This is a genomic window from Rugamonas violacea, assembly GCF_016461825.1.
Lineage (GTDB): Bacteria > Pseudomonadota > Gammaproteobacteria > Burkholderiales > Burkholderiaceae_D > Rugamonas.
Genome location: NZ_JAEMNU010000008.1, coordinates 11,038 through 36,072 on the forward strand (window position 1 = coordinate 11,038; position 25,035 = coordinate 36,072).

Genomic DNA, 25,035 nt, shown 5'->3' on the forward strand with positions numbered 1-25,035 from the left:
CCGCCGGCGGCGGCGGGCGGTTTGCTGGTCCGCTTGCTGCCGGGTTTGCTGGCGCTGCTGCTGGCGCTGTGGCCGGCCCAGGCGCCGGCCGAGGCGTCGGCGCCGGCCAACCTGGCGCTGCAGGTCAAGGCCGCCTACCTGTACAAGTTCGCCGGTTTCGTCGAGTGGCCCGAGGGCAGCTTCGCCCGCGCCGACAGCCCGCTGCTGATCGTCGTGGCCGGCGCCGACGCGCTGGCCGAGCAGCTCGAGCAGAGCGTCGCCGGGCGCAGCGCCAACGGCCATCCGCTGCAGGTGCGCCGGCTGCGCCGCGGCGAGGCGCCCGGCCCGGCCCACATCCTGTTCCTTGGCGCGCTCGAACGCGGCGCGTTGCAGGAGCTGCTGGCGGCGGCGCAGAGCCAGGCCATGCTGACCGTGTCCGACAGCGCCGAGGCCTACGCGCTGGGCAGCATGATCAACTTCGTCACCGCCGACGACCGCCTGCGCTTCGAGGTGGCCTTGCGGCCGGCCGCCGGCGCGCGCCTGAAGATCAGTGCGCGCATGTTGTCGGCCGCCTACAAAGTGCAGGGGGCGACATGAGCGCGGACGTGGCGGGCGGCATGGGCGCGGCGGACGGCACGGCCGCGGCGGCGCGCTGGTGGCGGCCGCGGCTGCTGCGCCAGAAGCTGCTGGCGGTGGTGCTGCTGACCACCTTGGCGGCGCTGCTGGTGGCGATCGGCTGCGTCATCGCCTACGACCTGCGCGCCTACCAGCGCGGCCTGCTCAGCGACATGCGCACCCAGGCCGAACTGATCGGCCACATCAGCGCCGCCGCGCTGGCCTTCGACGATCCGCGCCTGGCCGGCGAAAACCTGGCGCTGCTGCGGCTGCGCCCGGGCATCCGCGCCGGCGCCATCTACACCAGCGCCGGCGCGCTGTTCGCCGGCTATGTCGCGCCCGGCCAGGCCGGCGGCTTCCCGCGCCGCGCCGCCGCCGACGACGCCAGCTTCGCCGGCGGCACGCTGACGCTGTCGCGCCGCATCGTCGACAACGGCGAGCTGCTCGGCACCGTCTACCTGCGCGCCGACGACGGCCTGCTCGGCCGCGCCGCCGACTACCTGGCCATCGCGCTCGGCGCCGTGCTGCTGGCGATGCTGATCGCCTACCTGGTGATGCGCCGCCTGCACCATGTCGTCACCGAGCCGATCCTGGCCATCGCGGCGATCGCCGGCGAGGTGGTCGCCACCGGCGACTATTCGCGCCGCGCGCCGCGCATCAGCGACGACGAGGTGGCCCGCCTGGTCGACTCGTTCAACCGCATGCTGGTCGAGATCGAGGCGCGCACCGGCGCGCTGGAGCGCTCGAACCGGGCGCGGGGGGGGGGGGNNNNGCGCGCCGAGGCGCAGCGCGAGGTGATGCGCCTGAACGCCGGGCTCGAGCAGCGCGTCCACGAGCGCACCGGGCAGCTGGAGCGGGCCAACGGCGAGCTGGCGCTGGCGATGGCCGAGGCCAGCCGCGCCAACCAGGCCAAGACCACCTTCCTGTCGTCGATGAGCCACGAGCTGCGCACCCCGCTCAACGCCATCCTCGGCTTCGCCCAGATCCTCGGCTCCGACAAGCTGCCCACCACGGCCGAGCAAAAGCGCGAGTTCGCCGGCCACATCCTCAAGTCCGGCCGCCACCTGCTGACCCTGATCAACGAGGTGCTCGACCTGGCCAAGATCGAGTCCGGCACCGTCGCCCTGTCGCTCGAGCCGGTGGCGCTGGCCGACATCCTGCGCGAGTGCCACGACATGACCGAGCCGCTGGCCAGCGCGCGCGGCGTGCGCCTGCTGTTCCCCGAGCGCTGCGAGGGCAGCGTCGAGGCCGACCGCACCCGCCTCAAGCAGATCCTGCTGAACCTGCTGTCGAACGCCATCAAATACAACCGCGCCGGCGGCGCCGTGGTGCTCGACATCGCCGCCGCCGCCGGCGGCCGGCTGCGCCTGGCGGTGCAGGACACCGGCCACGGCCTGGCGGCCGAGCAGCTCGGGCGCCTGTTCCAGCCCTTCAACCGCCTCGGCCAGGAGGGCGGCGGCGAGGAGGGCAGCGGCATCGGCCTGGTGGTGACCAAGCGCCTGGTCGAGTTGATGGGCGGCGCCATCGGCGTGTCGAGCAGCGTCGGCGTCGGCAGCCTGTTCTGGGTCGAGCTGCGCGCCGCGGCGGCGCCGGCGCTGCGCCCGGTGCCGGCGCCGAGCTTGCCGCCGGCGCCGCCGGCCGCCGGCCGCGCCACCCTGCTCTACGTCGAGGACAACCCGGCCAACCTGCGCCTGGTCGAGGAGATCGTCCGCTTCCGCCCCGGCCTGCGCCTGCTGGCCGCGCCCGACGGCCACCTCGGCATCGAGATGGCGCGCGCCCACCTGCCCGACGTCATCCTGATGGACCTGAACCTGCCCTGCGTCGGCGGCGCCGACGCGCTGCGCGTGCTGCGCGGCGACCCGCGCACGGCGCACATCCCGGTCATCGCGCTGACCGCCAACGCCATGCCGCGCGACGTCGAGCGCGGCCTGGCGCAGGGTTTCGCCGACTACCTGACCAAGCCGATCAACCTCGACGAATTCGGCGCCGCCGTCGACCGCGCCCTGGCCGCCGCGGCCGGGCAGGCCGGCGCGCCGCGGGAGGCCCGCCCATGATCACCCCGAGCGACATCCTGCAGGCCCGGATCCTCATCGTCGACGACCAGCCGGTCAACGTCCAGCTGCTCGAGTACCTGCTCGGCTCGAGCGGCTACTCCGCCGTCAGCGCCACCACCGACCCGCGCCTGGTGGCGCCCTGGCACGCCGCCCGGCGCTACGACCTGATCATCCTCGACCTGCACATGCCCGGCCTGAGCGGCTTCGGCGTGATGGAGCAGCTCAAGCCGCTGGAAAGCGACGGCTACCTGCCGGTGCTGGTGGTGACCGCCGAGCCGGAGCAGAAGCTGGCCGCGCTCGACGCCGGCGCGCGCGACTTCGTCAGCAAGCCCTTCGACCCGGTCGAGGTGCTGACGCGCATCCGCAACATGCTCGAGGTGCGCCTGCTGCACCGCGAGGTGGTGCGCTACAACGCCCGCCTGGAGCAGACCGTGCGCGAGCGCACCGCCGAGCTGCAGCGCTTCCGCAGCGCGCTCGACGCCACCGCCGACGCCATCTTCCTGCTCGACGCCGCCAGCCTGGCCCTGCTCGACGCCAACGAGGGCGCCTGCCGCATGCTCGGCTACGGGCGCGCCGAGCTGCTGGCGCTGGCGCCGCAGCGGCTCGGCCTGGGCGTCGCCGAGGCGCTGCGCGAGCAGGCCGTCCGGCTGGCCGACTACGCCGCCTGCATCGGCCCGGCGCGGGCGCCCGAGCTGAGCGAGCTGGAGCTGAGCCGGCAGGACCTGGCCTCGGTGCCGGTGGAGATCTACTGGCAGTTGCAGCACGGCGACGGCCAGCCGGCCGTGCTGCTGGGCGTGGCGCGCGACATCAGCGAGCGGCGCCAGGCGCACCAGCGGCTGGCCCGCATGGCGCGCTACGACGGCCTGACCGGCCTGCCCAACCGCTCGCTGTTCTACCAGACCCTGAGCGAGGCGATCGAGCTGGCGCAGGACAAGGAGTGGCGCATCGTGGTGCTGTTCATCGCCCTCGACCGCTTCAAGAACATCAACGATTCGCTCGGCCCGGGCCAGGGCGACGAGCTGCTGCGCCAGTTCAGCAACCGCCTGGTGCAGTGCGTGCGCCTGCGCGACACGGTGGGCCGGCTGGGCGGCGACGAGTTCGCGCTGATCCTGACCATGACGCGCGACCAGCAGGACGCCGTCTACGTCGCCAACGAGGTGCGCGAGGCGCTGCGCGCGCCGTTCGACCTGCACGGCCACGCCGCCGCGCTGACCGCCAGCATCGGCATCGCCATGTACCCGGACGACGCCACCGACCCGGAGACGCTGGTGCGCAACGCCGACACGGCGATGGGGCGGGCCAAGCTGGCCGGCCGCGACGGCTACCGTTTTTTCACCGCCGGCATGAACGTGCAGGTGCTGGCCCGGCTCGATCTGGAGATGGCGCTGCGCCGCGCCATCGACGGCGACGAGCTGGTGCTGTACTACCAGCCCAAGGTCAACCTGAACACCGGCCGCATCAGCGGCGCCGAGGCGCTGCTGCGCTGGCAGCGTCCCGGCTTCGGCATGGTCTTCCCGGCCGAGTTCGTGCCGGTGCTGGAGGAGACCGGCCTGATCGTGCGGGTCGGCGCCTGGATCATCGACACCGCCTGCCGCCAGATCGCCGCCTGGATCGGTTCGCCGGTGGGGCCGGTGCACGTCGCCGTCAACGTCTCGAGCCGCCAGTTCGTCGAGGGCGACCTGGAACGCGAGGTGCGGCAGGCGCTCGAGCAGCACCAGGTGCCGCCCGAGCTGCTCGAACTGGAGCTGACCGAGACGGCGTTGATGTCCAACGCCGAGCGCACCATCGTCGTGCTGGCCAACCTGAAGGCGCTCGGCATCAAGGTGGCGATCGACGACTTCGGCACCGGCTATTCCAGCCTGGCCTACCTGCAGCGCTTCCCGATCGACAAGCTGAAGATCGACATCGCCTTCGTCCGCGACATCACCACCAATCCGAACGACGCCGCCATCGCGCTGGCCATCATCAGCATGGCGCACAGCCTGAAGCTGCGCGTCATCGCCGAGGGGGTGGAGACCCGGCCGCAGCTCGAGTACCTGCGGCGCAACCGTTGCGACGAGATCCAGGGTTACTACTTCAGCCGGCCGTTGCCGCCCGGCGAGATGGGCCAGCTGGTCGAGGCGGGCAAGTGCCTGCCGGCCGCGCCGGACGCGCCGGCCCAGCCGGCGCAGACCCTGTTGATCGTCGACGACGACATCAACGTGCTGGCCGCGCTGCACCGCCTGTTCCGCCGCGACGGCTACCTGATCCTGACGGCGGCCACGCCGGCCGAGGGCTTCCAGCTGCTGGCGCTGCACGAGGTGCAGGTGATCGTCTGCGACCAGCGCATGCCGATCATGAGCGGCACCGAATTCCTCAGCAAGGTCAAGGAGATGTACCCGGACACCATCCGCATCATCCTGTCCGGCTACACCGGGCTCGAGGCGGTGCTCGACTCGATCAACCGCGGCGCCATCTACCGCTTCTACACCAAGCCGTGGGACGACACCCAGTTGCGCGACAACATCCGCCTGGCCTTCCACCACTACTGGCTGATGCACGGCAGCGGCCGCCGCGTCGGCCAGCCGGGCGAGGACGCCACGGCGCTGTAGCGGCGCGGCCGGCCTAGGCCGGGCCGGCGAAGTGGTCGAAGCCTTGCAGGCGCAAATCGAGCGGCGCGCCGGCGGCGTCGACCAGGCGCAGGCCGGCGGCCGCCTCGATGCCGCCGACCCGCGTCACCGGCGTGGCCACGCTGGCGGCGGCGGCCAGGATGGCGGCGCGGGCGCCGGCCGGCGCGGTGAAGCACAGCTCGTAGTCGTCGCCGCCGGCCGCCGTGTAGGCGCGCCGCAGCGCGGCCGGCCGGGTGCTCAACACCGGCCCGGCCGGCAGCGCGTCGACGTCGAGCGTGGCGCCGACGCCGGAGCGCGCCAGGATGTGGCCGAGGTCGCCGACCAGGCCGTCCGAGATGTCGATGGCGGCGTGCGCCAGGCGCTGCTCGGCCAGCAGCATGCCCAGCTCGACGCGCGGGATGGGCGCGTGCATGCGCGGCGCGGCGGCGCGCAGCAGCTCGGCGGCCAGCTCGACCTCGTGGCGGTAGCCGGCCAGCGCCAGGCGGGCGTCGCCCAGCGTGCCGCTGATCCAGATGTCGTCGCCGGCGCGGGCGGCGTCGCGCCGCAACGCCTGGCCGGGCGCCAGCTCGCCGAACACGGTGATGCAGATGGTCAGCGGGCCTTTGGTGGTGTCGCCGCCGATCAGCTCGCAGTTGAAGGCGTCGGCCAGCGCGAACAGGCCCTGGGCGAAGCCGGCCAGCCAGGCCCGTTCGGCGGCCGGCAGCGCCAGCGCCAGGGTGAAGCCGACCGGCCGCGCGCCCATCGCCGCCAGGTCCGACAGGTTCACCGCCAGGCACTTGTGTCCCAGTTGCAGCGCGTCGGCGCCGGCGAAGAAGTGGCGGCCCTCGACCAGCATGTCCGACGAGATCGCCGTTTGCCGGCCGGGCGTGGGGGTGAGCAGGGCGCAGTCGTCGCCGATGCCCAAGGTGGCGCGGGCGGGGTGCCGGGGGCGCACGAAGTATTGCTTGATGAGGTCGAATTCGGAGAGCATGGCCGCATTGTACCGAAACGCCGGCGGCGGCGGCGTCCGTTCAAGGCCCCCCGAACAAGCCGTCGTTCCCGCGCAGGCGGGAACCTATACGTCGCACCTTCCCTAGCGCGGCATGGCTTCCCGCCTACGCGGGAAAGACGAATTCAGGGTTGTTCGACGTGCCCTTCAGCTGTTGCCGATGGTGAGGTGGGCCGGCACCGCCTCGGCCGACAGGAACAGCCAGTCGTGGTTGGCCAGCCGCACCGCCACGCCCTCGACGTTGAAGCGGGCCAGCAGGTCGGGCGTGAAAAACTGCTGCGGCCCGGCCTCGTAGCCGGCGCCGTTGAGCACGACGAACAGCTTGCACAGGCCGGCCTCGATGGTCAGCGCCTCGGCCGACAACCGCGCCAGGCGGCCGCGTCCGGTTTGCGTCAGGCCGCCGAGCGAACGGCTGTAGACGAAGGCCAGCTCCTTGCCGTCGCGTTGCCATTGCTGCAACCGGCGCCAGGCCGGGCCGTCGGCGCCGGCTTCGGCCGGCGGCTGCGCGGCCGGTTTGGCCGGCGGGGTGGCCGGCGAGCCGGCGGGCGGATTGATCAGGGCCGTCATGACGCTCTCCACAGCGAGGGGGATGCCGATGAGCATACAACAAAGCCGCCCTCAGCAGGCGGGACGGGCCTATTGGTCTCCGCAATCGTTATTTCATTGGTAATAGTTAAAGTAAATCAATTGAAGAAATTGATTGAATTTCGTAATTTAATAGCTATTTAATTCGGCGCCGGGCCGGAAAGCCGGCGCTTTTGCTCGTCTCGACACCATTTCGTCATAGGACTTGGTAAAAATACCTAGCTAATTGAAAGAATCCGTCTGATAAAATCGTAAGCTTTCCGACCGAACAAACAGGAAGGCAGCACATGGATTCGTCATCTGATCAAAAAGAGGAACTTCGTCAACAATTGCGCCTCGCCGCATTGGAATACCACGAGTGCCCCAGACCAGGCAAGATCAGCGTCACGCCGACCAAGCAACTGACCAACCAGCGCGATCTGGCGCTGGCCTATTCGCCGGGTGTGGCGGCGCCGTGCGAAGAGATCGTCATCGATCCCGCCAACGCCTACAAATACACCGCGCGCGGCAACCTGGTGGCCGTCATCACCAACGGCACCGCCGTCCTCGGCCTGGGAAACATCGGCCCGCTGGCCGCCAAGCCCGTCATGGAAGGCAAGGGCGTGCTGTTCAAGAAGTTCGCCGGCATCGACGTGTTCGACATCGAGATCAACGAGATGGACCCGGACAAGCTGTGCGACATCATCGCCTCGCTCGAGCCGACCTTCGGCGGCATCAACCTGGAAGACATCAAGGCGCCCGAGTGCTTCTACATCGAGCGCCAGCTGCGCGACCGCATGAAGATCCCGGTCTTCCACGACGACCAGCACGGCACCGCCATCATCGTCGGCGCCGCCATCCTGAACGGCATCAAGGTCGTCAACAAGGACATCAAGAACTGCAAACTGGTGGTGTCGGGCGCCGGCGCGGCCGCGCTGGCCTGCCTCGACCTGATCGTCGACCTCGGCTTCCCGCTGGAGAACATCTTCGTCACCGACCTGGCCGGCGTGGTCTACAAGGGCCGCGTCGAGCTGATGGACCCGGACAAGGAGCGCTTCGCCCGCGAGACCGACGCGCGCACCCTGGCCGAGGTGATCCCCGGCGCCGACATCTTCCTCGGCGTCTCCGCCGGCGGCGTGCTGAAGCAGGACATGGTCATGCAGATGGCGCCCAACCCGCTGATCCTGGCGCTGGCCAACCCCAGCCCGGAGATCCTGCCGGAGGACGTCAAGGCCGTGCGCGGCGACGCCGTCATCTGCACCGGCCGCTCGGACTATCCGAACCAGGTCAACAACGTGCTGTGCTTCCCCTACATCTTCCGCGGCGCCCTCGATTGCGGCGCCACCACCATCACCCGCGAGATGGAGATCGCGGTGGTGCACGCCATCGCCGAGCTGGCCCACGCCGAGCAGTCCGACATCGTCGCCACCACCTACGGCATCAGCAACCTGTCGTTCGGCCCCGAGTACCTGATTCCGATGCCGTTCGACCCGCGCCTGCTGATCAAGATCGCGCCGGCCGTGGCCAAGGCGGCCGTCGAGTCGGGCGTGGCGACGCGGCCGATCAAGGACCTGCAAGCCTACGCCGACAGCCTGCAGCAGTTCGTCTACCGCAGCGGCACCTTCATGAAGCCGCTGTTCCAGGTCGCCAAGAGCACCGCCGCCGAACTCAAACGCATCGTCTACGCCGAGGGCGAGGAGGAGCGCGTGCTGCGCGCCGTGCAGGTGGTGGTCGACGAAAAGCTGGCCCGGCCGATCCTGGTCGGCCGCCCGGCCGTGCTGGCCACGCGCATCGACAAGTTCGGCCTGCGCCTCAAGCAGGGCGTCGACTTCGACGTCATCAACCCGGACTTCGACGAGCGTTACCGCGAATACTGGCACGCCTACTACGAGATGACCGCCCGCAAAGGCGTCACCGAGGAGTACGCCAAGCTGGAGATGCGCCGCCGCCACTCGCTGATCGGCGCCATGATGATCCACAAGGGCGACGCCGACGGCATGATCTGCGGCACCTTCGGCACCACCCAGCTGCACCTGCACTACATCGACCAGGTGCTGGGCAAGCGCGCCGGCGCCAACGTCTACGCCGCGATGAACGTGCTGATCCTGCCGGAGCGCCAACTGGTGGTGGTCGACACCCACGTCAACGAGAACCCGGACGCCGAGCAGCTCGCCGAGATCACCATCATGGCCGCCGAGGAGATGGTGCGCTTCGGCCTGTCGCCGCGCGCCGCCCTGCTGTCGCACTCGAACTTCGGCTCGTCCAACAGCGCCTCGGCGCAGAAGATGCGCGCCGCGCTGGCGCTGATCAAGCAGCAGGCGCCCGAGCTGGAGGTCGACGGCGAGATGCACGGCGACACCGCGCTCGACTCCAAGCTGCGCAAGGCCATCATGCCCGGCTCGGACCTGCAGCACGACGCCAACCTGCTGGTGATGCCCAACATCGACGCCGCCAACATCGCCTACAACCTGGTCAAGACGGCGGCCGGCAACGGCATCGCCGTCGGCCCGATCCTGCTCGGCTGCGCCAAGCCGGTGCACATCCTGACGCCGTCGGCGACGGTGCGCCGCATCGTCAACATGACCGCGCTGTGCGTGGTCGACGCGGTGGCCCAGCGCAAGGCCTAGTTGCCCGCCGCCGCGCCGCCGCGCCGGCGCGGCGACGCCAGGCCAGCCTCCGCCCGGAGGCTGGCTTTTTTTTCGCGCCGGCGCCGGCGCGGCGTCGGCATATTGATGTATATCAAATAATATTGCATTTTGGCTGAAAATTACCCTGTAACAAGATGTAATTGTTGTAATAGCCACAGAGCGGGCAAAGTGGTCTTAACCCGCTCTGTTACAATATCGGGTTAATTGAAAGCCGGTCCGCCCGCCTTTCGGCCACTCCAAGCTTCGAATGTGAACACCATGCAAAAAACCAAAAAAGCACTCATCACGGGCATCACCGGTCAAGACGGCGCGTATCTGGCGCAACTGCTGTTGGAAAAAGGCTACGAAGTGACCGGCACCTATCGCCGCACCAGCTCGGTCAATTTCTGGCGCATCGAGGAGCTCGGCATCGCCGCCCACCCGCAGCTCACGCTGGTCGAGTACGACCTGACCGACCTGAGTTCGAGCATTCGTTTGCTGCAATCGGCCGCCTTCGACGAGGTCTACAACCTGGCCGCGCAAAGCTTCGTCGGCGTCTCCTTCGAGCAACCGATCACCACCGCCGAGATCACCGGCCTGGGCCCGGTCAACCTGCTCGAGGCGATCCGCATCGTCAACCCGAAGATCCGCTTCTACCAGGCCTCGACCTCGGAGATGTTCGGCAAGGTGCAGGCCATCCCGCAGGTCGAGGAGACGCCGTTCTACCCGCGCAGCCCGTACGGCGTGGCCAAGTTGTACGCCCACTGGATGACGGTCAACTACCGCGAGTCCTACGGCATCTTCGCCACCTCCGGCATCCTGTTCAACCACGAGTCGCCGTTGCGCGGCCGCGAGTTCGTCACCCGCAAGATCACCGACTCGGTCGCCAAGATCAAGCTGGGCAAGCTCGACGTGCTCGAACTGGGCAACCTCGACGCCAAGCGCGACTGGGGCTACGCCAAGGAGTATGTCGAGGGCATGTGGCGCATCCTGCAGGCCGAGCAGCCCGACAGCTACGTGCTGGCCACCAACCGCACCGAGACCGTGCGCGACTTCGTCAGCATGGCCTTCAAGGCGATCGACGTGGCCATCGAGTGGAGCGGCACGGCCGACCACGAGATCGGCACCTGCCGCCGCAGCGGCAAGGTGCTGGTGCGCGTCAGCCCGAAATTCTACCGTCCGTCCGAGGTCGAGCTGTTGATCGGCAATCCGGCCAAGGCCCTGGCCGAACTGGGCTGGGCGCCCAAGACCACGCTCGAAGAGCTGTGCCTGATGATGGTCGAGGCCGACCTGCGCCGCAACACCGCCGGCTTCTCCTTCTAAGGTGGACGCCGTGGCCAAGCCGACGCAGCTGCAGTTCCTCTCGCCGCTGCGCGAGGGCGCCGGCAGGCGCGCCCTGGTCACCGGACTGGCCGGCTTCACCGGCCGGTACATGGCGGCCGAGCTGGCGGCCGCCGGCTACCGCGTGTTCGGCACCACCACGCCGGGCCACGCGCCGGGCGCCGATTGCTACGCCGTCGACCTGTGCGACCGCGCCGCCGTGGCCGCCATGGTGGCCGAGGTGCGGCCGGACGTGGTGGCGCACCTGGCCGGCATCGCCTTCGTCGGCCACGCCGACGTCGAGCAGATCTACCGCGTCAACGTGGTCGGCACGCGCAACCTGCTCGAGGCGCTGGCCGCCCAGCCGCAGCGGCCCTCGGCGGTGCTGCTGGCGTCGAGCGCCAACATCTACGGCAACACCGAGGTCGAGGTGATCGACGAGGAGGTGCGCGCCGCGCCGGCCAACGACTACGCCGTCAGCAAGCTGGCGATGGAGTACATGGCCCGGCTGTGGCAGGACAAGCTGCCGCTGATCGTCACCCGGCCGTTCAACTACACCGGCGTCGGCCAGCACGACAACTTCCTGCTGCCGAAGATCGTCGCCCACTTCCGCCGTGGCGCCGCCGACATCGAGCTGGGCAACCTGAACGTGGCGCGCGACTTCTCCGACGTGCGCATGGTGGCCGCCAGCTACCGCCGCCTGCTGGCCGCCGCGCCGGCCGGCCAAACCTTCAACATCTGCTCCGGCCGGGCCTACTCGCTCGGCCAGGCGCTCGACATGATGGGCGAGATCGCCGGCTACCGCATCAACGTCCACGTCAACCCGGCCTTCGTGCGGGCCAACGAGGTGGCCCGCCTGGTCGGCGACAAGCGCCGCCTGGAGGCCGCCGTCGGCGCCTTCGAGGCGCCGCCGCTGGCCGACACGCTGCGCTGGATGTATCTGGCGTGAGCGCGCCGCGCGTCGCCCTGTCCACCACCACCGTTGAACCCGGCCTGACCGGCGGCCGGCTGGACGGCCTCGGCGTCTACAGCCGGGAGCTGATGGGCGCGCTGGCGCGGGCCGGCTGCGAGGTGCGGCCGTTTTCCTTCGCGCCGTCCGGCGCCGCCGCCGCGCTGACGGTCGGCCGCGCGTTGCCGCGCACCTTCGCCGCCGCCACGCTGCGCGACCTGCTGCCGGCGACGGCGCCGTTGCGCCTGCCGGCCGACCTCGTCGACGGCCGCGTGCCCGACCTGTTCCACGCCACCGACTACCGCGTCGTGCGGATGGACCGCCCGGTGGTGGCGACGCTGCACGATGCGCTGCCGATCGCCCATCCGGAATGGTGCAACCCGCGCCTGCGCCGCCTGAAGAACTGGCTGCAGGCCAAGGCGGCGCGCAAGGCCGACCACGTCATCACCGGCTCGCGCTTCTCCGTCACCGAACTGGTCGAATGCTTCGGCGTCGACCCGGCGCGCATCAGCGTGGTCTACAACGGCGTCGGCGACGAATGGTTCGAACCGCCCGCCGCCGAGGCGGTGGCCGCCACGCTGGCGCAGTACGGCCTGCGGCCCGGCTACTTCCTGTTCGTCGGCACGCTGCAGCCGCGCAAAAACCTCGAACGCCTGCTGCAGGCCTATCTGCAACTGCCGCCGGTGCTGCGCGCGGCGCGCCAGCTGGTGGTGGTCGGCGCGCCAGGCTGGCGCAGCCAGGAACTGGTGCGCCGCCTCGAGGCGGCCCGCCAGCAGGGCGAGAACGTGGTCTGGCTCAGCGCCCTGACCGAGCACCAACAACTGCGCCACTTGTACGCCGGCAGCGGCGTCTTCGTCTTCCCCTCGCTGTACGAGGGCTTCGGCCTGCCCATCGTCGAGGCCTTTGCCGCCGGCGTGCCGGTGGTGGCCTCGAACGCCACCTCGATGCCGGAGGTGTGCCTGGGCGCCGCGCTGGAGGTCGACCCCACCTCGGTGGCCGAGCTGGCCGCGGCGATGGCCGGCATGGCGCGCGACGAGGCGCTGCGCGCGCGCTGCATCGCCGCCGGCCGCCGCCGCGCGCTCGAGCTGACCTGGGCCGAGACGGCGCGCCGCACCCGCGCCGTGTATCATTCCGTCCTTTCATCCTGAGCGCGCCAGCCGCCATTCGTCCCTAGCCCCCTATCATGCGCGTCCTCCACTTCTACAAGACTTACTACCCCGACTCCTGGGGCGGCATCGAGCAGGTCATCCGCCAGATGTGCGTCGGCACCGGCCGCCTCGGCGTGACCAACGAGGTGTTGACGCTGACCCGCGAGAAGGACCCGTCGGACCTCGAGTTCGAGGGCCACATGGTGCACCGCATGCCGCTCGACTTCGAGATCGCCTCGACCGGTTTCTCCTTCGCCGCCATCCGCAAGCTGGCGCGCCTGGCGCGCAAGGCCGACGTGATCCACTACCACTTCCCGTGGCCCTTCATGGACCTGGCCCACTTCATGGCGCGCATCGACAAGCCGAGCGTGGTGACCTACCACTCCGACATCGTGCGGCAGAAGACCCTGCTGCGCGTGTACACCCCGCTCAAGCAGCGCTTCCTGCGCAGCGTCGACCTGATCGTGGCGACCTCGCCCAACTACCTGGCCTCGTCGCCGGTGCTGGCCCGCTACAAGGAAAAAATCCGCACCATCACCTATGGCCTGGACAAGAGCATCTATCCGGAGCCGGGCGAGGCCAGGCGCGGGCAGTGGCGCGCCCGCTGCGGCGCGCGCTTCTTCCTGTTCATCGGCGTGCTGCGCTACTACAAGGGCCTGCACATCCTGCTCGACGCCGTCGCCGATCTGGACTACCCGGTGGTGATCGTCGGCGCCGGCCCGATCGAGCGCGAACTCAAGGCCCACGCCGAGCGGCTCGGCCTGAGCCACGTGATGTTCGTCGGCGCGCTCGAAGAGGCCGACAAGATCGCCCTGCTGCAGCTGTGCTACGCCATGGTGTTCCCGTCGCACCTGCGCTCGGAGGCCTTCGGCATCTCGCTGCTCGAGGGGGCGATGTTCGGCAAGCCGATGATCTCCAGCGAGATCGGCACCGGCACCACCTACATCAACATCGACAACGACACCGGCCTGGTGGTGCCGCCGGACGATCCGGCGGCGCTGGGCGCGGCCATGCGCACCCTGTGGGAGCAGCCCGAGCGGGCCGCCGCCATGGGCCGGCGCGCCGAGGCGCGCTACTGGGAGTTGTTCACCGCCGAGAAGATGGCCGAGAACTACACCGCGCTGTACCGCGAACTGGCGGCGCGCCCGGCGAAGGGCTGAGGCCATCGGCCAAAGTTTGACTTTGCGCAAACCGGGGTCTTGAGATAACGCTAATATGGCGTCGAACTCCTGGCCCCGCCCATGGTCACAGCAACGCCAACAACAATGTTATCGGCGCTCCACTGTGTGACGCAACGACATGGACGGACGCGGGAGTTCACCCCACCCGCACTATCCCCTCGCCAGTCCCCTCCACATCAACAGCGACAGCAACAGCGCCATCGCCATCGTTTCATGGCCAGCGCCGGCCGCGCGCGATGCGCGCCGCCTCGGTGCGCTTGGCCGCGCCCAGCTTCCCGATCACCCTTGAACACCGCCCGCCCCAAGCCGGCTACACTGGCGGCGTAACGCCCTGTTCTCATCCACCGCCCCGAAGGAACTTTGCATGACCTCACGCACGCTGCGCAACGCCGCCACCGTTTGTCTACTGCTGGGCGCCGCCACGGCCACCGGCGTCGCCGCGGCCGGCCCCGCGCCGGCCGCCGACACGGTCTACCGCAACGGCTACATCTACACCGTCGACGCGCGCGACAGCGTGCAGCAGGCGCTGGCGGTGCGCGGCGGGCGCATCGTCTACGTCGGCGACGATGCCGGCGCCGCCGCCCACATCGGCAAGCGCAGCAAGGTGGTCGACCTGCGGGGACGCATGCTGATGCCCGGCCTGGTCGACGGCCACATGCATCCGCAATCGGGCGGCGCGCGTCTGCTCAACTGCAATCTGAACTACGCCTCGCTGACGGTGCCGCAGTTCCAGGCGCGCATCCAGGCCTGCCTCGACCAGGAAAAAAACGCCGACGCCAAGCGCTGGCTGGTGGTGGTCAACTGGTTCCAGCAGGGCATGCAGCCGGACGGCGTGGCGACCGGCGCGGCGACCCTCGACAGCCTGGCCACCCAGCGTCCGCTGGTGGTGCGCTCCTCGTTCGGCCACTCCGCGCTGGTCAACCGCCGTGCGCTGCAACTGGCCGGCATCACGCGCGACACGCCCGATCCGCTGGCCGGCAAGATCGCCCGCGACGCCAACGGCGAGGCCAGCGGCCTGCTGGAGGACGCCGCCCAGGAGCTGGTGATGCAGCACCTGCCGCCGCTGACCCCGGCCGAGAACCTGGCCGCCTCGCGCGCCGCCCTGGCCGCCATGCGCCGCCAGGGCGTGACCAGCTTCCTCGACGCCTACACCGACCCGGAAACCATGACCGCCTTCCGCCAGCTGCAGCGGCGTGGCGAGCTGACCGCGCGCGGCCACTTCGCCGTGCTGATCACGCCGGAGGAGGGCGCCGCGCCGGCCAAGGCGGTGGCCGCGCTGCTCAGGCAGTCGCGCCGGTACGACCAGGGGCCGACCCGCGTCGCGCCGTCGATGCAGGTGCGCCACGCCAAACTGTTCATGGACGGCGTGATCGCCGCGCCGGCGCTGACCGGCACCATGCTGGCGCCCTACTACGTCGACCGGGGCACGCCGCAGCAACCGCACTGGGTGCCCGGCGACAGCAAGGGACCGGCCGCCTACTTCGCGCCGGCCGTGCTGCAAGGCGTGCTGGGCGAGCTGGCCAAGGCGCGCATCGACCCGCACATCCACGTCGACGGCGACGGCGCCGTGCGCGCGGCGCTCGACGCCATCGCCGCGCTGCGCGCCACGGCCGAGGGCCGCGCCGTGCGGCCGGCGCTGGCGCACGACGAGATTGTCGACCCGGCCGACCTGGCCCGCTTCGCCGCGCTCGACACCAGCGCCGTGCTGTCCTTCCAGTGGGCCAAGCCGGCGCCGGACACGGTCGGCGCGCTGCAGCCCTACTTGGGGCCGGAACGCTACGCGCTGGTCGAGCCGCAGGCGCTGTTGCTCGATGCCGGCGCCCGCGTCGCCTTCGGCAGCGACTGGCCGGTCGACGCGCTCGACCAGTGGTTCGCGCTGAAGGTCGGCGTGACCCGCACCGCCGCGCCCGATGCCGGCGCCGAGTTCGCCGGCCGGCTCGGCACGCAGCCCGGCATGCCGCGCGCCGCCGTGCTGCGCGCCATCACCATGAACGCCGCCTACACGCTGCGCCAGGAGGCGCAGACCGGCTCGCTGGAGGTGGGCAAGCTGGCCGACCTGATCGTCCTCGACCGCAACTTCTTCGCCATCCCGGCCGAGGACATCGCCAACATCAAGGTGCTGCAAACGGTGGTGGGCGGCAAGGTGGTCTACCGCGACAAGGCGCTGCGCTAGCCGACCGCGCCAGCAACTCCGGCTCAATACGAATGCTCAAGCCGAAGTAGGTCAAGCTTTCGCCCGCATCGGATAAGCAATACCGCGCCCGGGTCGCCAAGCCGTAACACACCTATGCAATAATGAGGAACACGTGGGAGCAACCGCTATGAGCGCCGCCATCTTTGACAGCCACAAATACGCCAAACGCCTGATCGAGGCAGGTGTTGAAGCAAAAGCCGCTGACGTTCAGGCCGAAACGATGGTCGAAGTCATGACGCAGGTAGCGGCCAGCTCGGCCACGATCGATAAGCAGGACAGTAAGTTAAACCGACTGGACAGCAAGATCGACCTCTTGGCCGCTGAAATGCGTGCGCAACATGCCGAACTCAGGGCGCTGATTGAGCGGAACTCAAAAGAAAGCACGCGCTGGCTCATGGGCGTGGTGATATCGGTCGGCGTACTGCAATCAGCCCTCGTAACCGGGCTCGCGCTCAAACTCCTTCACTGACCAGAGCACCGTCAACCGCCTTCGGGCGGTTTTTTATTGGCCCACCGGTCGATGTGCCTCGGCAGCCGGTGCTACGCCACGCCAAGCTTAAGCAGGCTTGAGGCCGAGGCGGCGCCAGACAACAAAAAACCCGCGAAGCTTGGCAGCATGCGGGTTTTAATGTTGGGTGATACCGTGCAATACAAAATCATGGTGCCGGGAGCCGGAATCGAACCGGCACGCTGTCTCCAGCGCGGGATTTTGAGTCCCGTGCGTCTACCTATTCCGCCATCCCGGCAACGCGACTCGCATTATCACTGATTTACTCGCATCCGGCAAGCCTGATGCGGAATTTTTATATTTGTACAAGTATTCCAGGCCCGGTCGAAGCGGGTATCATCTCTGCTCCCCCCCGCAACGGCCGGCATGTCCGGCGTTCACGCATGAATAACAGCAAGATCCGCGAGATCATCCTCGGCAAGCCGCTCGACCCGATGAAGAGCGAAACCCGCCATTCGATGGCGCTGGTGGCCTTCCTGGCCTGGGTCGGCCTCGGCGCGGACGGCCTGTCCTCCTCGTCCTACGGCCCGGAGGAGACCTTCAAGGCGCTCGGCGCCCACACCCACCTCGGCCTGTACATGGCCATCGCCACCGCCGTCACGGTGTTCATCATCGCGCTGGCCTACAACCAGGTGATCGAACTGTTCCCCACCGGCGGCGGCGGCTACCGCGTCGCCACCCGCCTGGTCGGCCCCTACATGGGCCTGATCTCCGGCTGCGCCCTGATCCTCGACTACGTGCTGACCATCGCCATCTCGATCGCCTCCGGCGTCGACGCGCTGGCCTCCTTCCTGCCGCTCGGCTTCCAGCCCTACAAGCTATGGGCCGAGGCCTTCTTCATCGGCCTGCTGATCGTGATGAACCTGCGCGGCCTGAAGGAGGCGATCCAGATCCTGCTGCCGATCTTCCTCGGCTTCGTCGCCACCCATCTGGTGTTGATCGTTTACGGCATTTTCGCCCACGCCTCGCACCTGCCGGCGCTGCTGCCCAACACGCTGGCCGACACCGGCCAGCTGGCCACGCAGATCGGCTGGACCGGCGTGGCCGGCATGCTGTTGCTGGCCTACTCGCAGGGCGGCGGCACCTACACGGGGCTGGAGGCGGTGTCGAACAATGTCAACCTGCTGGCCGAGCCGCGCGTGCGCACCGGCAAGATGACGATGCTGTACATGGCGCTGTCGCTGGCCTTCACGGCCGGCGGCATCATCCTGCTGTACCTGCTGTGGGACGCCCAACCGGTCGCCGGCGAGACCCTCAACGCCTCGACCTTCAAGACCATCATCGCCAGCATGGGCCTGGGCGGACCGCTGCTCAACCAGGTGCTGCTGGTGGTGGTGCTGGCCTTCGAGGCGGGCCTGCTGTTCGTCGCCGCCAACACCGGCTTCCTGGGCGGCCCGTCGGTGCTGGCGAACATGGCGGCCGACTCCTGGGTGCCGCACAAATTCCGCTACCTGTCGACCCGGCTGGTGACGCAGAACGGCATCCTGGTGATGGGCCTGGCCGCGCTGGCCATCCTGTTCTGGACCGGCGGCAGCGTGACCCTGCTGGTGGTGCTGTATTCGATCTCGGTGTTCCTGACCTTCGCCATCTCGCTGTTCGGCCTGTGCCTGTACTGGGCGCGCAACCGCCGCCGCGGCACGCACTGGCTGCGCCGCCTGCTGCTGTCGGCGGTCGGCTTCGTCATCTGCGCCGGCATCCTGGCGATCCTGCTGGTCGAGCGCTTCGCCGGCGGCGGCTGGGCCACCATCGTCATCATCGCCGCCATCGCCGGCCTGTGCATCGTCGTGCGCAAGCACTACCAGAAGACCAAGCAGGCCATCCACTCGGTCGACCAGGTGTTCGCCAGCCAGCCCTTCGGCGCCAACCCGGAGCCGGTCGAGCCGCAGCTGGACGACCAGACCGCCGTGTTCATCGTCGGCACCTCGCGCGGCGGCGGTCTGCACGCGCTGCTGTGGGTGCAGCGCATGTTCCCCGGCCACTTCAAGAATTTTTTGTTCGTCAACGCGCGCACCGTCGACTCGCACGCCTACGGCGGCGAGGGCGCGCTCGAACAGATGCGCAGCGAGGCGGCCGCGACCTTGGAGTACTTCGTCGACTTCTGCCACAGCCACCACATGGCCTCGGCCTCCTACCTGGGCTTCGGCACCGACGCGGTGGACGAGGTGACCCGCCTATGCGAACAGATCAGCGAGGAGTTCCCGCATGCGATCTTCTTCACCAGCAAGCTGATCTTCGCCACCGACAACTGGATGACCCGGCTGCTGCACAACCAGGCGGCGCTGGCGGTGCAGCGCCGCCTGCATCTGGAGGGCTTGCAGATGGTGATCCTGCCGATGAAGGTGTGAACCGGCGCGGCCGGATCAGCGCCGTCCGACGGGCCGGGCCGCCGCCTGGGCCGCCGGTTGGCGCCGCTGGCGCCGGGCCGTGAAGGCGAGCAGGCCCAGGCCGCCGATCAGCATGGCGTAGCTCGACGGTTCGGGCACCGCCCTGACCAGCAGGAAGTCCTGGTTGGTCGGGCTGGCCAGCACTTGCACCTGCACCGTGTTGAGCGTGCCCAGGTCGCCCAGCCAGCCCTCGGCGATGCCGCGCGCGGTGCTGTTGCCCGTTTCCGTGAACACGCCGCTGGACAGGCTGTAGCCGCCGCCGCCCGATTCGTATTCGATCTCCCACACCGCCAGCTGGAAGGCGGCCGACTTGTCGGCGCTGTCGACGCCGGCGCGGTATTTGGTCACCAGTTTGCCCAGGTCCTGGGCCATTTGCGCCGGCAGCGCGGTCGGCACGTAGTTGGTGTAGGTCGCCCCCCAGTTGAAGGTCTGGTACAGGTCGAGGCAGTAGGTGGCGAAGGGCGAGCCGTTCAGCACGCCGCTGAATTCGCCGGCGCCGCCCGAGTAGTTGGTGTCGGGCGTGGCGCCGCCGTTGACGTGGACCGACACGCCGGCCGAGCCGTAGGTGTAGTTGTTCAGCTGCAGGGTGTCGGCGCCGGCTTGGGCGCAGCAGAGGACGAGGCAGGCGGTGGCGATGGAGGCGGAAAGCAGGCGGCGCATGGGAATTCTCCTGAATGGGTGGGGTGAAACTGTTATCTAAGGTATATTGGCTAGTGCATTAATGCAATCAATTTTTCCCAAAATAAACTTCGCTGTGGCCGCCCCGAGACACAATTCCTAAGCGCAATATTTTTCATTTCCCAGGTGAAATTCCACCACCGCGCATCTGTTGGATGGGCGGAAACAAACAGGGGCAGCCGATCGGCTGCCCCTGTTTGTTCGCCGTCCGGCCCGCGCTCAGTCGGTGCGGCGGTACAGGCGGAAGCGTTCCTCGCGGTCGGACGGCCGGCGGCCCTCCCACAGCAATTGCCACTGCTTGCCGCGGTGTTGCGCGGCGATTTCGCGGTCGTCGCGCAGGCGCACGCTGTCCTGCAACAGCAGCAGCTCGCAGCGGCCGCCCTCGACGCCGGTGAACGGCAGGTGGGCGTAGTAGGCGAAGGAGGCGCGCTGCGCCGGGCCGACGTTGGTCTCGATGCAGCCCACGCCGGGCGGCAGCTTGTCGGCGATCTGGCGCGCCACGCTGGCGTAGCTCTTGCTGTAGTTCATGTCCGGCAGGAACAGCGTCATCAACAAAATCCAGATCAGGATCAGGCCGCCGGAGGACAGCACCACGGCGCGCCACAGCACGGCGGGCTGGCGCGACAGGCGCCAATGCACCAGGGCGATCCAGCCGGCGGTGGCGGCGGCGGCGACGACGAAGGCCAGCAGGCCCAGCTCCGGCTTGAAGCCGGGCACCAGCTTGAGCGCGTTCTTGGCGGCCTGCGCCGGCCAGCCGGTCAGCTTGGCGATCCAGAAGATCCAGATCACGCCGGCGCACAGGGTCAGCGCCATCACCGAGAACCAGTCGATGGCGTTGATGGCGCCGCGCTTCATGGTCAGCAGGCCGAAGGCGGCCATGATGGCCAGCGGCGGCAGCAGGGCCAGCAAATGGCCCTGCTCGGGATTCGGCTGGAACAGGGTCAGCAGCGCGCCCATGGTGACGAAGCTGAGCGGCACGACGATGTGCAGCACGTGGTGCTGGCGGCGCCAGGCGTACACGGCCCAGCCGGCGAAGGGCCAGGCGGGCCAGAAGAACCAGGTGCCGACGCGGAAGAAGAACTTCAGCGACAGCGCCGTCGGCAGCGCCAGCTGGGCGGCGCCCAAGGCCAGCCAGCCGGCCAGCGGGGTCTGCTGGTAGGGCCGCAGCAGCTGGGCCGGCAGCAGCCACAGCGCGGCGATCGCCACGGCGACGACGGCGGCGAGGGCCAGCTCGCGCAGCGTGCGGCCCAGCGGCAGGCCGAGGAAGCGGGTGCACAGCAGCAGCGCGACGGTCAGCGCGGCCGGCGTCAGCCAGCCACGGGTCAGGCTCAGCAGGCCCAGCGCCAGGCCGATCAGGGCGGCGTTGCGCAGCGAGGCGCGTTCGACATAGCGCACCGCGCGGTAGACCAGCAGGGCCACCAGCGACACCTGCAGCGCCTCGGCGGTGGTCTCGTGGCTGTGCAGCAGCAGGCCCAGGCTGCCCAGGTAGATCAGCACGGCGGCGTCGGCCAGGGTGCGGCCGAAGTCGCGCGGCTCGGGCTGGCCGCCGAAGGCCAGGCGCAGCGGCTGGGCGTCGGGGCGGCGGCCCAGGTTGAAGGCGGCGTACCAGACCGAGGCGACGCCGAGCAGGAACACCAGGCCGGTGGCGACGCGGGCGCCCAGCACATCGCCCAGCAGCCAGCCGAACAGCTTGATGCCGAGCGCGCCCAGCCAGAAGGCCAGCGGCCCCTCGTCGCTGACGCTGAGGCCGGCGATGTTGGGCCACAACCAGTCCTGCCAGCCGCCCTGGGCCATGGTCCACATCACGCCGAAGCTGGCGGCGTCGTCGTTCTTCCAAGGGTCGCGGCCGATCAGGCCGGGCAGGATGTACAGCAGGCCGAGCGCGAACAGCGCCCAGCGGGGCAGGGCCAGGGTGGCGGCGGCGGGAAGACGGACTGGCTTCATCGATCAGTGTGCAATATGGAGGTAGACGGCAGTATGCAGGAAAACGCGGGGGCGGACAGCAACAGACAAAAAAAGGCAGCCGAGGCTGCCTTTTTGTACGAAGCGGCGGAAATTAGCCTGCTGCGATGGCGGTTTTCGAACCGACGGTACCGAATTTCTGACGGAACTTCTCGACGCGGCCGGCGGTGTCGACGATCTTGTGCTTGCCGGTGTAGAACGGGTGCGATTCAGCCGACACCTCGATCTTGACCAGTGGGTACTCTTTACCGTCGAGGGTGATCTTTTCGCGGGTGTTGATGGTCGAACGGGTGACGAATTTGAAATCGCACGACAGGTCGTGGAACACAACTTCGCGGTATTCTGGATGGATATCGGTCTTCATGGGATGCCTTAGATGGGTAGGTAGCCAAACAGCACTTCGTCGGTCGTCTTGCTTCTTGACCCGATTGCCGATCACTTGCCAGGGTTTAAATTAATGCAACCGTGGATTATACAGCCCTTTGCCGGCGCGGGCAAGCCGTGGCGGGGCGGCGGCCAAACCCAGGGGCGCAAACTGGGGGCGGACCCGGCCGGGTCCGACCCCGGCTCTTAGCCCTTGGGGTTCGCGGGCGTCCCCGGCGCCTTGAATGCAAAAAGGGCGGCGCCCCTGCGGACGCCGCCCCCTGGTCGATGCGCGGGCCGCTTAGCCGCCGCGGCGCATCATGTCGAAGAACTCACCGTTGGTCTTGGTGGCCTTCATCTTGTCGAGGATGAACTCCATCGCCTCGATCTCGTCCATCGAGTACAACAGCTTGCGCAGGATCCAGATCTTCTGCAGCTGGTCCGGCTTGATCAGCAGTTCCTCGCGGCGCGTGCCGGACTTGTTCAGGTTGATCGCCGGGTAGACGCGTTTCTCGGCCAGGCGGCGCTCCAGGTGCACCTCCATGTTGCCGGTGCCCTTGAATTCCTCGTAGATCACATCGTCCATGCGCGAGCCGGTTTCGATCAGCGCGGTGGCGATGATGGTCAGCGAGCCGCCCTCCTCGATGTTGCGGGCGGCGCCGAAGAAGCGCTTCGGACGTTGCAGCGCGTTGGCGTCGACACCACCGGTCAGCACCTTGCCCGAGGCCGGGATCACGGTGTTGTAGGCGCGCGCCAGGCGGGTGATCGAGTCGAGCAGGATCACCACGTCTTTTTTCATTTCGACCAGGCGCTTGGCTTTTTCCAGCACCATCTCGGCGACCTGGACGTGGCGGGTGGCCGGTTCGTCGAAGGTCGAGGCGACCACTTCGCCGCGCACCGAGCGTTGCATCTCGGTGACTTCCTCCGGGCGCTCGTCGATCAGCAGCACGATCAGCGTGACGTCGGGGTGGTTGGCGGTGATGGCGTGGGCGATGTGCTGCAGCATGACCGACTTGCCCGACTTCGGCGAAGCGACCAGCAGGCCGCGCTGGCCCTTGCCGATCGGCGAAATCAGGTCGACGATGCGGCCGGTGATGTTCTCCTGGCCGTTCATCTCGCGCTCCAGGCGCAGCGGCTCGTTCGGGTGCAGCGGCGTCAGGTTTTCGAACAGGATGCGGTGCTTCGACATCTCCGGCGATTCGCCGTTGACCTTGTCGACCTTGACCAGCGCGAAGTAGCGTTCGCCGTCTTTCGGCGTGCGCACTTCGCCTTCGATCGAGTCGCCGGTGTGCAGGTTGAAGCGGCGGATCTGCGACGGCGAGATGTAGATGTCGTCGGTCGACGCCATGTAGCTGGCGTCGGGCGAACGGAGGAAGCCGAAGCCGTCGGGCAGCACTTCGAGGGCGCCGTCGCCGAAGATTTGTTCGCCGGATTTCGCGCGCTTTTTCAGAATCGCAAACATCAATTCCTGTTTGCGCAGACGCGCCGCGTTGTCGATATCCAGACCGATCGCCATCTCCAGCAGGGCCGAGACGTGTAAGGCCTTCAATTCAGATAGATGCATATGTGTTGAGTGTCCCGTGACGGGAAGTAAAGGTAGGGGAGGGAACTGCGTGGTATTAATCAATATGGGCGCCGTGGCGACCCTGCCGATCGGATGGCGTCGCGGGCGCGGCGCCGTCTTAGTTTGCTGCTGGTGCTGCCTGTGCCGCCGATTGTGTTCTTATTGTGTTCTTATTCTGCCGCCGGTGCCGCCTTGCATCATGAACGGGGCGGCCGACAGCCCGCCGCGCCCATGATCTTACTTAAATATTGCTGTCGATGAAAGAGGTCAGCTGGCCTTTTGCCATCGCGCCGACCTTTTGCGCCGCCGCCACGCCGTTCTTGAACAGAATCAAGGTCGGGATGCCACGGATGCCGAACTTGGCCGGTACGGCCTGGTTGGCGTCGACGTCCATCTTGGCGATCAGGATCTTGCCATCGTATTCTTTTGCCACTTCTTCCAGAATCGGGGCGATGCTCTTGCAAGGACCGCACCATTCGGCCCAGAAGTCGACCAGCACAGGGCGGTCGGACTTGAGCACGTCGGCGTCGAAGGAGGCATCGGTAATGTGTTTGATATTTTCGCTCATGTTTTCCTCAAATGAGGGTCAGTGTGGGATCAATAACGCCTGGGGATTATGCCATTCTTGCCTGCAATCGCCAGCAACGTTGCCGGACTACAGGCAGCAGATGGAGGCAAAGTGTGCAAGTTCAATGTTCTGGAAGGGGTGGCAAGAAGGTAGGCAGGCGGGGATGGCTGAAATAATAACCCATTTTTCGAAAATGTGTGCCAGATTGTACAAATAGTTGATTTCTATTGTGGCGCCGCTTGATATAGCCGCGCCCGGGGCGCAGTCCGCCGCCGGCCGCCGCCCGCCGCCGTCCACCGCCGGCGCGCCGCCCCGGCCGCGCTCAGTACAGCCGTTCGAGCGCCTGGCACAGCGCCAGCCGGCTGACCGGCTTGGGCAGCGCCGCCAGTAGCTGCAACTGGTGGAACTGGGCCATCAGGCGGGCCGACTGCAGCAGCCGGGTCTCCTGGCCGGACATCAGGATCAGGCCGCCGCCGAAGCGGCGCGCGGCCAGTGCGTCGAGCAGCTCGAAGCCGTCCTGGCCGGGCATGCACAGGTCGGAGATCACCGCGTCCGGGCGCGGCCGGGCGGCGTCGTAGGCGGCGATGCCGGCGCGGCCGTCCTCGGCCAGCAGCACGGTGCGCACGCCCAGCTCGCCGAGCAGCTCGCTGAGCAGGGCGCGCTGGAAGGCGTCGTCGTCGACCACCAGCACGCACAGGCCGGGCCGTGGCGGCGGGTTCGGGGCGGCCTCGGCGTCGGCGTCGGACGGTGGGGCGAAGGTCTCGGTGGCGGTTAGCATGG

At 68.5% G+C, this 25,035-nt stretch carries 19 protein-coding genes and 1 tRNA gene; 11 read left to right on the plus strand and 9 right to left on the minus strand.

Features of this window, described 5'->3' with window-relative positions; translation table 11 throughout:
* The 3 genes from H7U20_RS01635 to H7U20_RS01645 form a co-directional block, all read left to right on the plus strand.
* A partial coding sequence (locus H7U20_RS01635) for a YfiR family protein (RefSeq protein ID WP_199517877.1) occupies nt 1-576 on the plus strand: 576 nt, incomplete at its 5' end.
* A gap of 20 nt (nt 577-596) precedes the next feature.
* On the plus strand, nt 597-2,648 hold the full coding sequence (locus H7U20_RS01640) for an ATP-binding protein (RefSeq protein WP_199517938.1): 2,052 nt from the start codon (nt 597-599) through the stop codon (nt 2,646-2,648).
* Nucleotides 2,645-5,239, plus strand: coding sequence for an EAL domain-containing protein (locus H7U20_RS01645; RefSeq protein ID WP_199517878.1), 2,595 nt, complete (start codon nt 2,645-2,647; stop codon nt 5,237-5,239). Before H7U20_RS01640 ends, H7U20_RS01645 begins: the two co-directional genes overlap by 4 nt.
* 13 nt (nt 5,240-5,252) lie before the next feature.
* Here the strand turns inward: H7U20_RS01645 and thiL are convergent, their stop codons facing one another.
* Complete coding sequence (gene thiL / locus H7U20_RS01650; protein WP_199517879.1) at nt 5,253-6,227, minus strand: thiamine-phosphate kinase; 975 nt, start codon at nt 6,225-6,227, stop codon at nt 5,253-5,255.
* 165 nt (nt 6,228-6,392) lie between these two features.
* Nucleotides 6,393-6,812 carry a hypothetical protein gene (locus H7U20_RS01655; RefSeq protein ID WP_199517880.1) on the minus strand — a complete coding sequence of 140 codons (420 nt, stop codon included), beginning with the start codon at nt 6,810-6,812 and terminating at the stop codon, nt 6,393-6,395.
* A gap of 305 nt (nt 6,813-7,117) precedes the next feature.
* Here H7U20_RS01655 and H7U20_RS01660 point away from each other — a divergent pair, with 305 nt between their 5' ends.
* The 7 genes from H7U20_RS01660 (at nt 7,118) to H7U20_RS01690 (ending at nt 16,697) form a co-directional block, all read left to right on the plus strand.
* Entirely contained in the window at nt 7,118-9,436 is a 2,319-nt protein-coding gene (locus H7U20_RS01660; protein ID WP_199517881.1) for an NADP-dependent malic enzyme, read from the plus strand.
* A gap of 279 nt (nt 9,437-9,715) precedes the next feature.
* On the plus strand, nt 9,716-10,759 hold the full coding sequence (gene gmd, locus H7U20_RS01665) for a GDP-mannose 4,6-dehydratase (protein WP_199517882.1): 1,044 nt from the start codon (nt 9,716-9,718) through the stop codon (nt 10,757-10,759).
* A gap of 10 nt (nt 10,760-10,769) precedes the next feature.
* Nucleotides 10,770-11,705: an NAD-dependent epimerase/dehydratase family protein gene (locus tag H7U20_RS01670; protein WP_199517883.1), complete on the plus strand. Its 936-nt coding sequence runs from the start codon at nt 10,770-10,772 to the stop codon at nt 11,703-11,705.
* A complete protein-coding gene (locus tag H7U20_RS01675) occupies nt 11,702-12,853 on the plus strand; it encodes a glycosyltransferase family 4 protein (RefSeq protein ID WP_370593045.1) in 1,152 nt (383 codons plus the stop codon). The genes H7U20_RS01670 and H7U20_RS01675 overlap by 4 nt, the downstream gene beginning before the upstream one ends.
* A 35-nt stretch (nt 12,854-12,888) precedes the next feature.
* Nucleotides 12,889-14,013, plus strand: coding sequence for a glycosyltransferase family 4 protein (locus tag H7U20_RS01680; RefSeq protein ID WP_199517884.1), 1,125 nt, complete (start codon nt 12,889-12,891; stop codon nt 14,011-14,013).
* Nucleotides 14,014-14,398: 385 nt separating this feature from the next.
* The gene (locus tag H7U20_RS01685; RefSeq protein ID WP_199517885.1) at nt 14,399-16,207 is read left to right on the plus strand and encodes an amidohydrolase; all 1,809 of its coding nucleotides are present in this window, start codon (nt 14,399-14,401) and stop codon (nt 16,205-16,207) included.
* 148 nt (nt 16,208-16,355) lie between these two features.
* Nucleotides 16,356-16,697, plus strand: a complete 342-nt coding sequence (locus H7U20_RS01690; protein WP_199517886.1) for a CCDC90 family protein — start codon at nt 16,356-16,358, stop codon at nt 16,695-16,697.
* Between the two features lie 190 nt (nt 16,698-16,887).
* Here H7U20_RS01690 and H7U20_RS01695 read toward each other — a convergent pair.
* Nucleotides 16,888-16,974: transfer RNA gene (locus H7U20_RS01695), tRNA-Leu, on the minus strand.
* Nucleotides 16,975-17,119: 145 nt separating this feature from the next.
* Between H7U20_RS01695 and H7U20_RS01700 the strand changes: the two genes are divergently transcribed.
* The gene (locus H7U20_RS01700; protein WP_199517887.1) at nt 17,120-19,081 is read left to right on the plus strand and encodes an APC family permease; all 1,962 of its coding nucleotides are present in this window, start codon (nt 17,120-17,122) and stop codon (nt 19,079-19,081) included.
* Nucleotides 19,082-19,096: 15 nt separating this feature from the next.
* Here the strand turns inward: H7U20_RS01700 and H7U20_RS30040 are convergent, their stop codons facing one another.
* From H7U20_RS30040 to H7U20_RS01730, 6 genes are all read right to left on the minus strand, one after another.
* On the minus strand, nt 19,097-19,780 hold the full coding sequence (locus H7U20_RS30040) for a PEP-CTERM sorting domain-containing protein (protein WP_233410432.1): 684 nt from the start codon (nt 19,778-19,780) through the stop codon (nt 19,097-19,099).
* A 237-nt stretch (nt 19,781-20,017) separates the two neighbouring features.
* Complete coding sequence (locus tag H7U20_RS01710; RefSeq protein ID WP_199517888.1) at nt 20,018-21,742, minus strand: ArnT family glycosyltransferase; 1,725 nt, start codon at nt 21,740-21,742, stop codon at nt 20,018-20,020.
* A gap of 112 nt (nt 21,743-21,854) precedes the next feature.
* Nucleotides 21,855-22,124, minus strand: a complete 270-nt coding sequence (locus H7U20_RS01715) for a type B 50S ribosomal protein L31 (RefSeq protein ID WP_199517889.1) — start codon at nt 22,122-22,124, stop codon at nt 21,855-21,857.
* Between the two features lie 300 nt (nt 22,125-22,424).
* Complete coding sequence (rho, locus tag H7U20_RS01720) at nt 22,425-23,687, minus strand: transcription termination factor Rho (protein ID WP_093382150.1); 1,263 nt, start codon at nt 23,685-23,687, stop codon at nt 22,425-22,427.
* A 241-nt stretch (nt 23,688-23,928) separates the two neighbouring features.
* Entirely contained in the window at nt 23,929-24,255 is a 327-nt protein-coding gene (gene trxA, locus H7U20_RS01725; protein ID WP_199517890.1) for a thioredoxin TrxA, read from the minus strand.
* Between the two features lie 322 nt (nt 24,256-24,577).
* Nucleotides 24,578-25,033 carry a response regulator gene (locus tag H7U20_RS01730; protein ID WP_199517891.1) on the minus strand — a complete coding sequence of 152 codons (456 nt, stop codon included), beginning with the start codon at nt 25,031-25,033 and terminating at the stop codon, nt 24,578-24,580.
* Nucleotides 25,034-25,035: the final 2 nt, after the last annotated feature.

Coding starts and splice junctions, on each gene's coding strand:
- H7U20_RS01655 (WP_199517880.1), bottom strand. CDS start 6,812: ATGACGGCCCTGATCAATCCGCCCGCCGGCTCGCCGGCCACCCCGCCG.
- H7U20_RS01660 (WP_199517881.1), top strand. CDS start 7,118: ATGGATTCGTCATCTGATCAAAAAGAGGAACTTCGTCAACAATTGCGC.
- H7U20_RS01680 (WP_199517884.1), top strand. CDS start 12,889: ATGCGCGTCCTCCACTTCTACAAGACTTACTACCCCGACTCCTGGGGC.
- H7U20_RS01645 (WP_199517878.1), top strand. CDS start 2,645: ATGATCACCCCGAGCGACATCCTGCAGGCCCGGATCCTCATCGTCGAC.
- H7U20_RS01685 (WP_199517885.1), top strand. CDS start 14,399: ATGACCTCACGCACGCTGCGCAACGCCGCCACCGTTTGTCTACTGCTG.
- gmd (WP_199517882.1), top strand. CDS start 9,716: ATGCAAAAAACCAAAAAAGCACTCATCACGGGCATCACCGGTCAAGAC.
- H7U20_RS30040 (WP_233410432.1), bottom strand. CDS start 19,780: ATGCGCCGCCTGCTTTCCGCCTCCATCGCCACCGCCTGCCTCGTCCTC.
- thiL (WP_199517879.1), bottom strand. CDS start 6,227: ATGCTCTCCGAATTCGACCTCATCAAGCAATACTTCGTGCGCCCCCGG.
- H7U20_RS01730 (WP_199517891.1), bottom strand. CDS start 25,033: ATGCTAACCGCCACCGAGACCTTCGCCCCACCGTCCGACGCCGACGCC.
- trxA (WP_199517890.1), bottom strand. CDS start 24,255: ATGAGCGAAAATATCAAACACATTACCGATGCCTCCTTCGACGCCGAC.
- H7U20_RS01715 (WP_199517889.1), bottom strand. CDS start 22,124: ATGAAGACCGATATCCATCCAGAATACCGCGAAGTTGTGTTCCACGAC.
- H7U20_RS01690 (WP_199517886.1), top strand. CDS start 16,356: ATGAGCGCCGCCATCTTTGACAGCCACAAATACGCCAAACGCCTGATC.
- H7U20_RS01700 (WP_199517887.1), top strand. CDS start 17,120: ATGAATAACAGCAAGATCCGCGAGATCATCCTCGGCAAGCCGCTCGAC.
- rho (WP_093382150.1), bottom strand. CDS start 23,687: ATGCATCTATCTGAATTGAAGGCCTTACACGTCTCGGCCCTGCTGGAG.
- H7U20_RS01710 (WP_199517888.1), bottom strand. CDS start 21,742: ATGAAGCCAGTCCGTCTTCCCGCCGCCGCCACCCTGGCCCTGCCCCGC.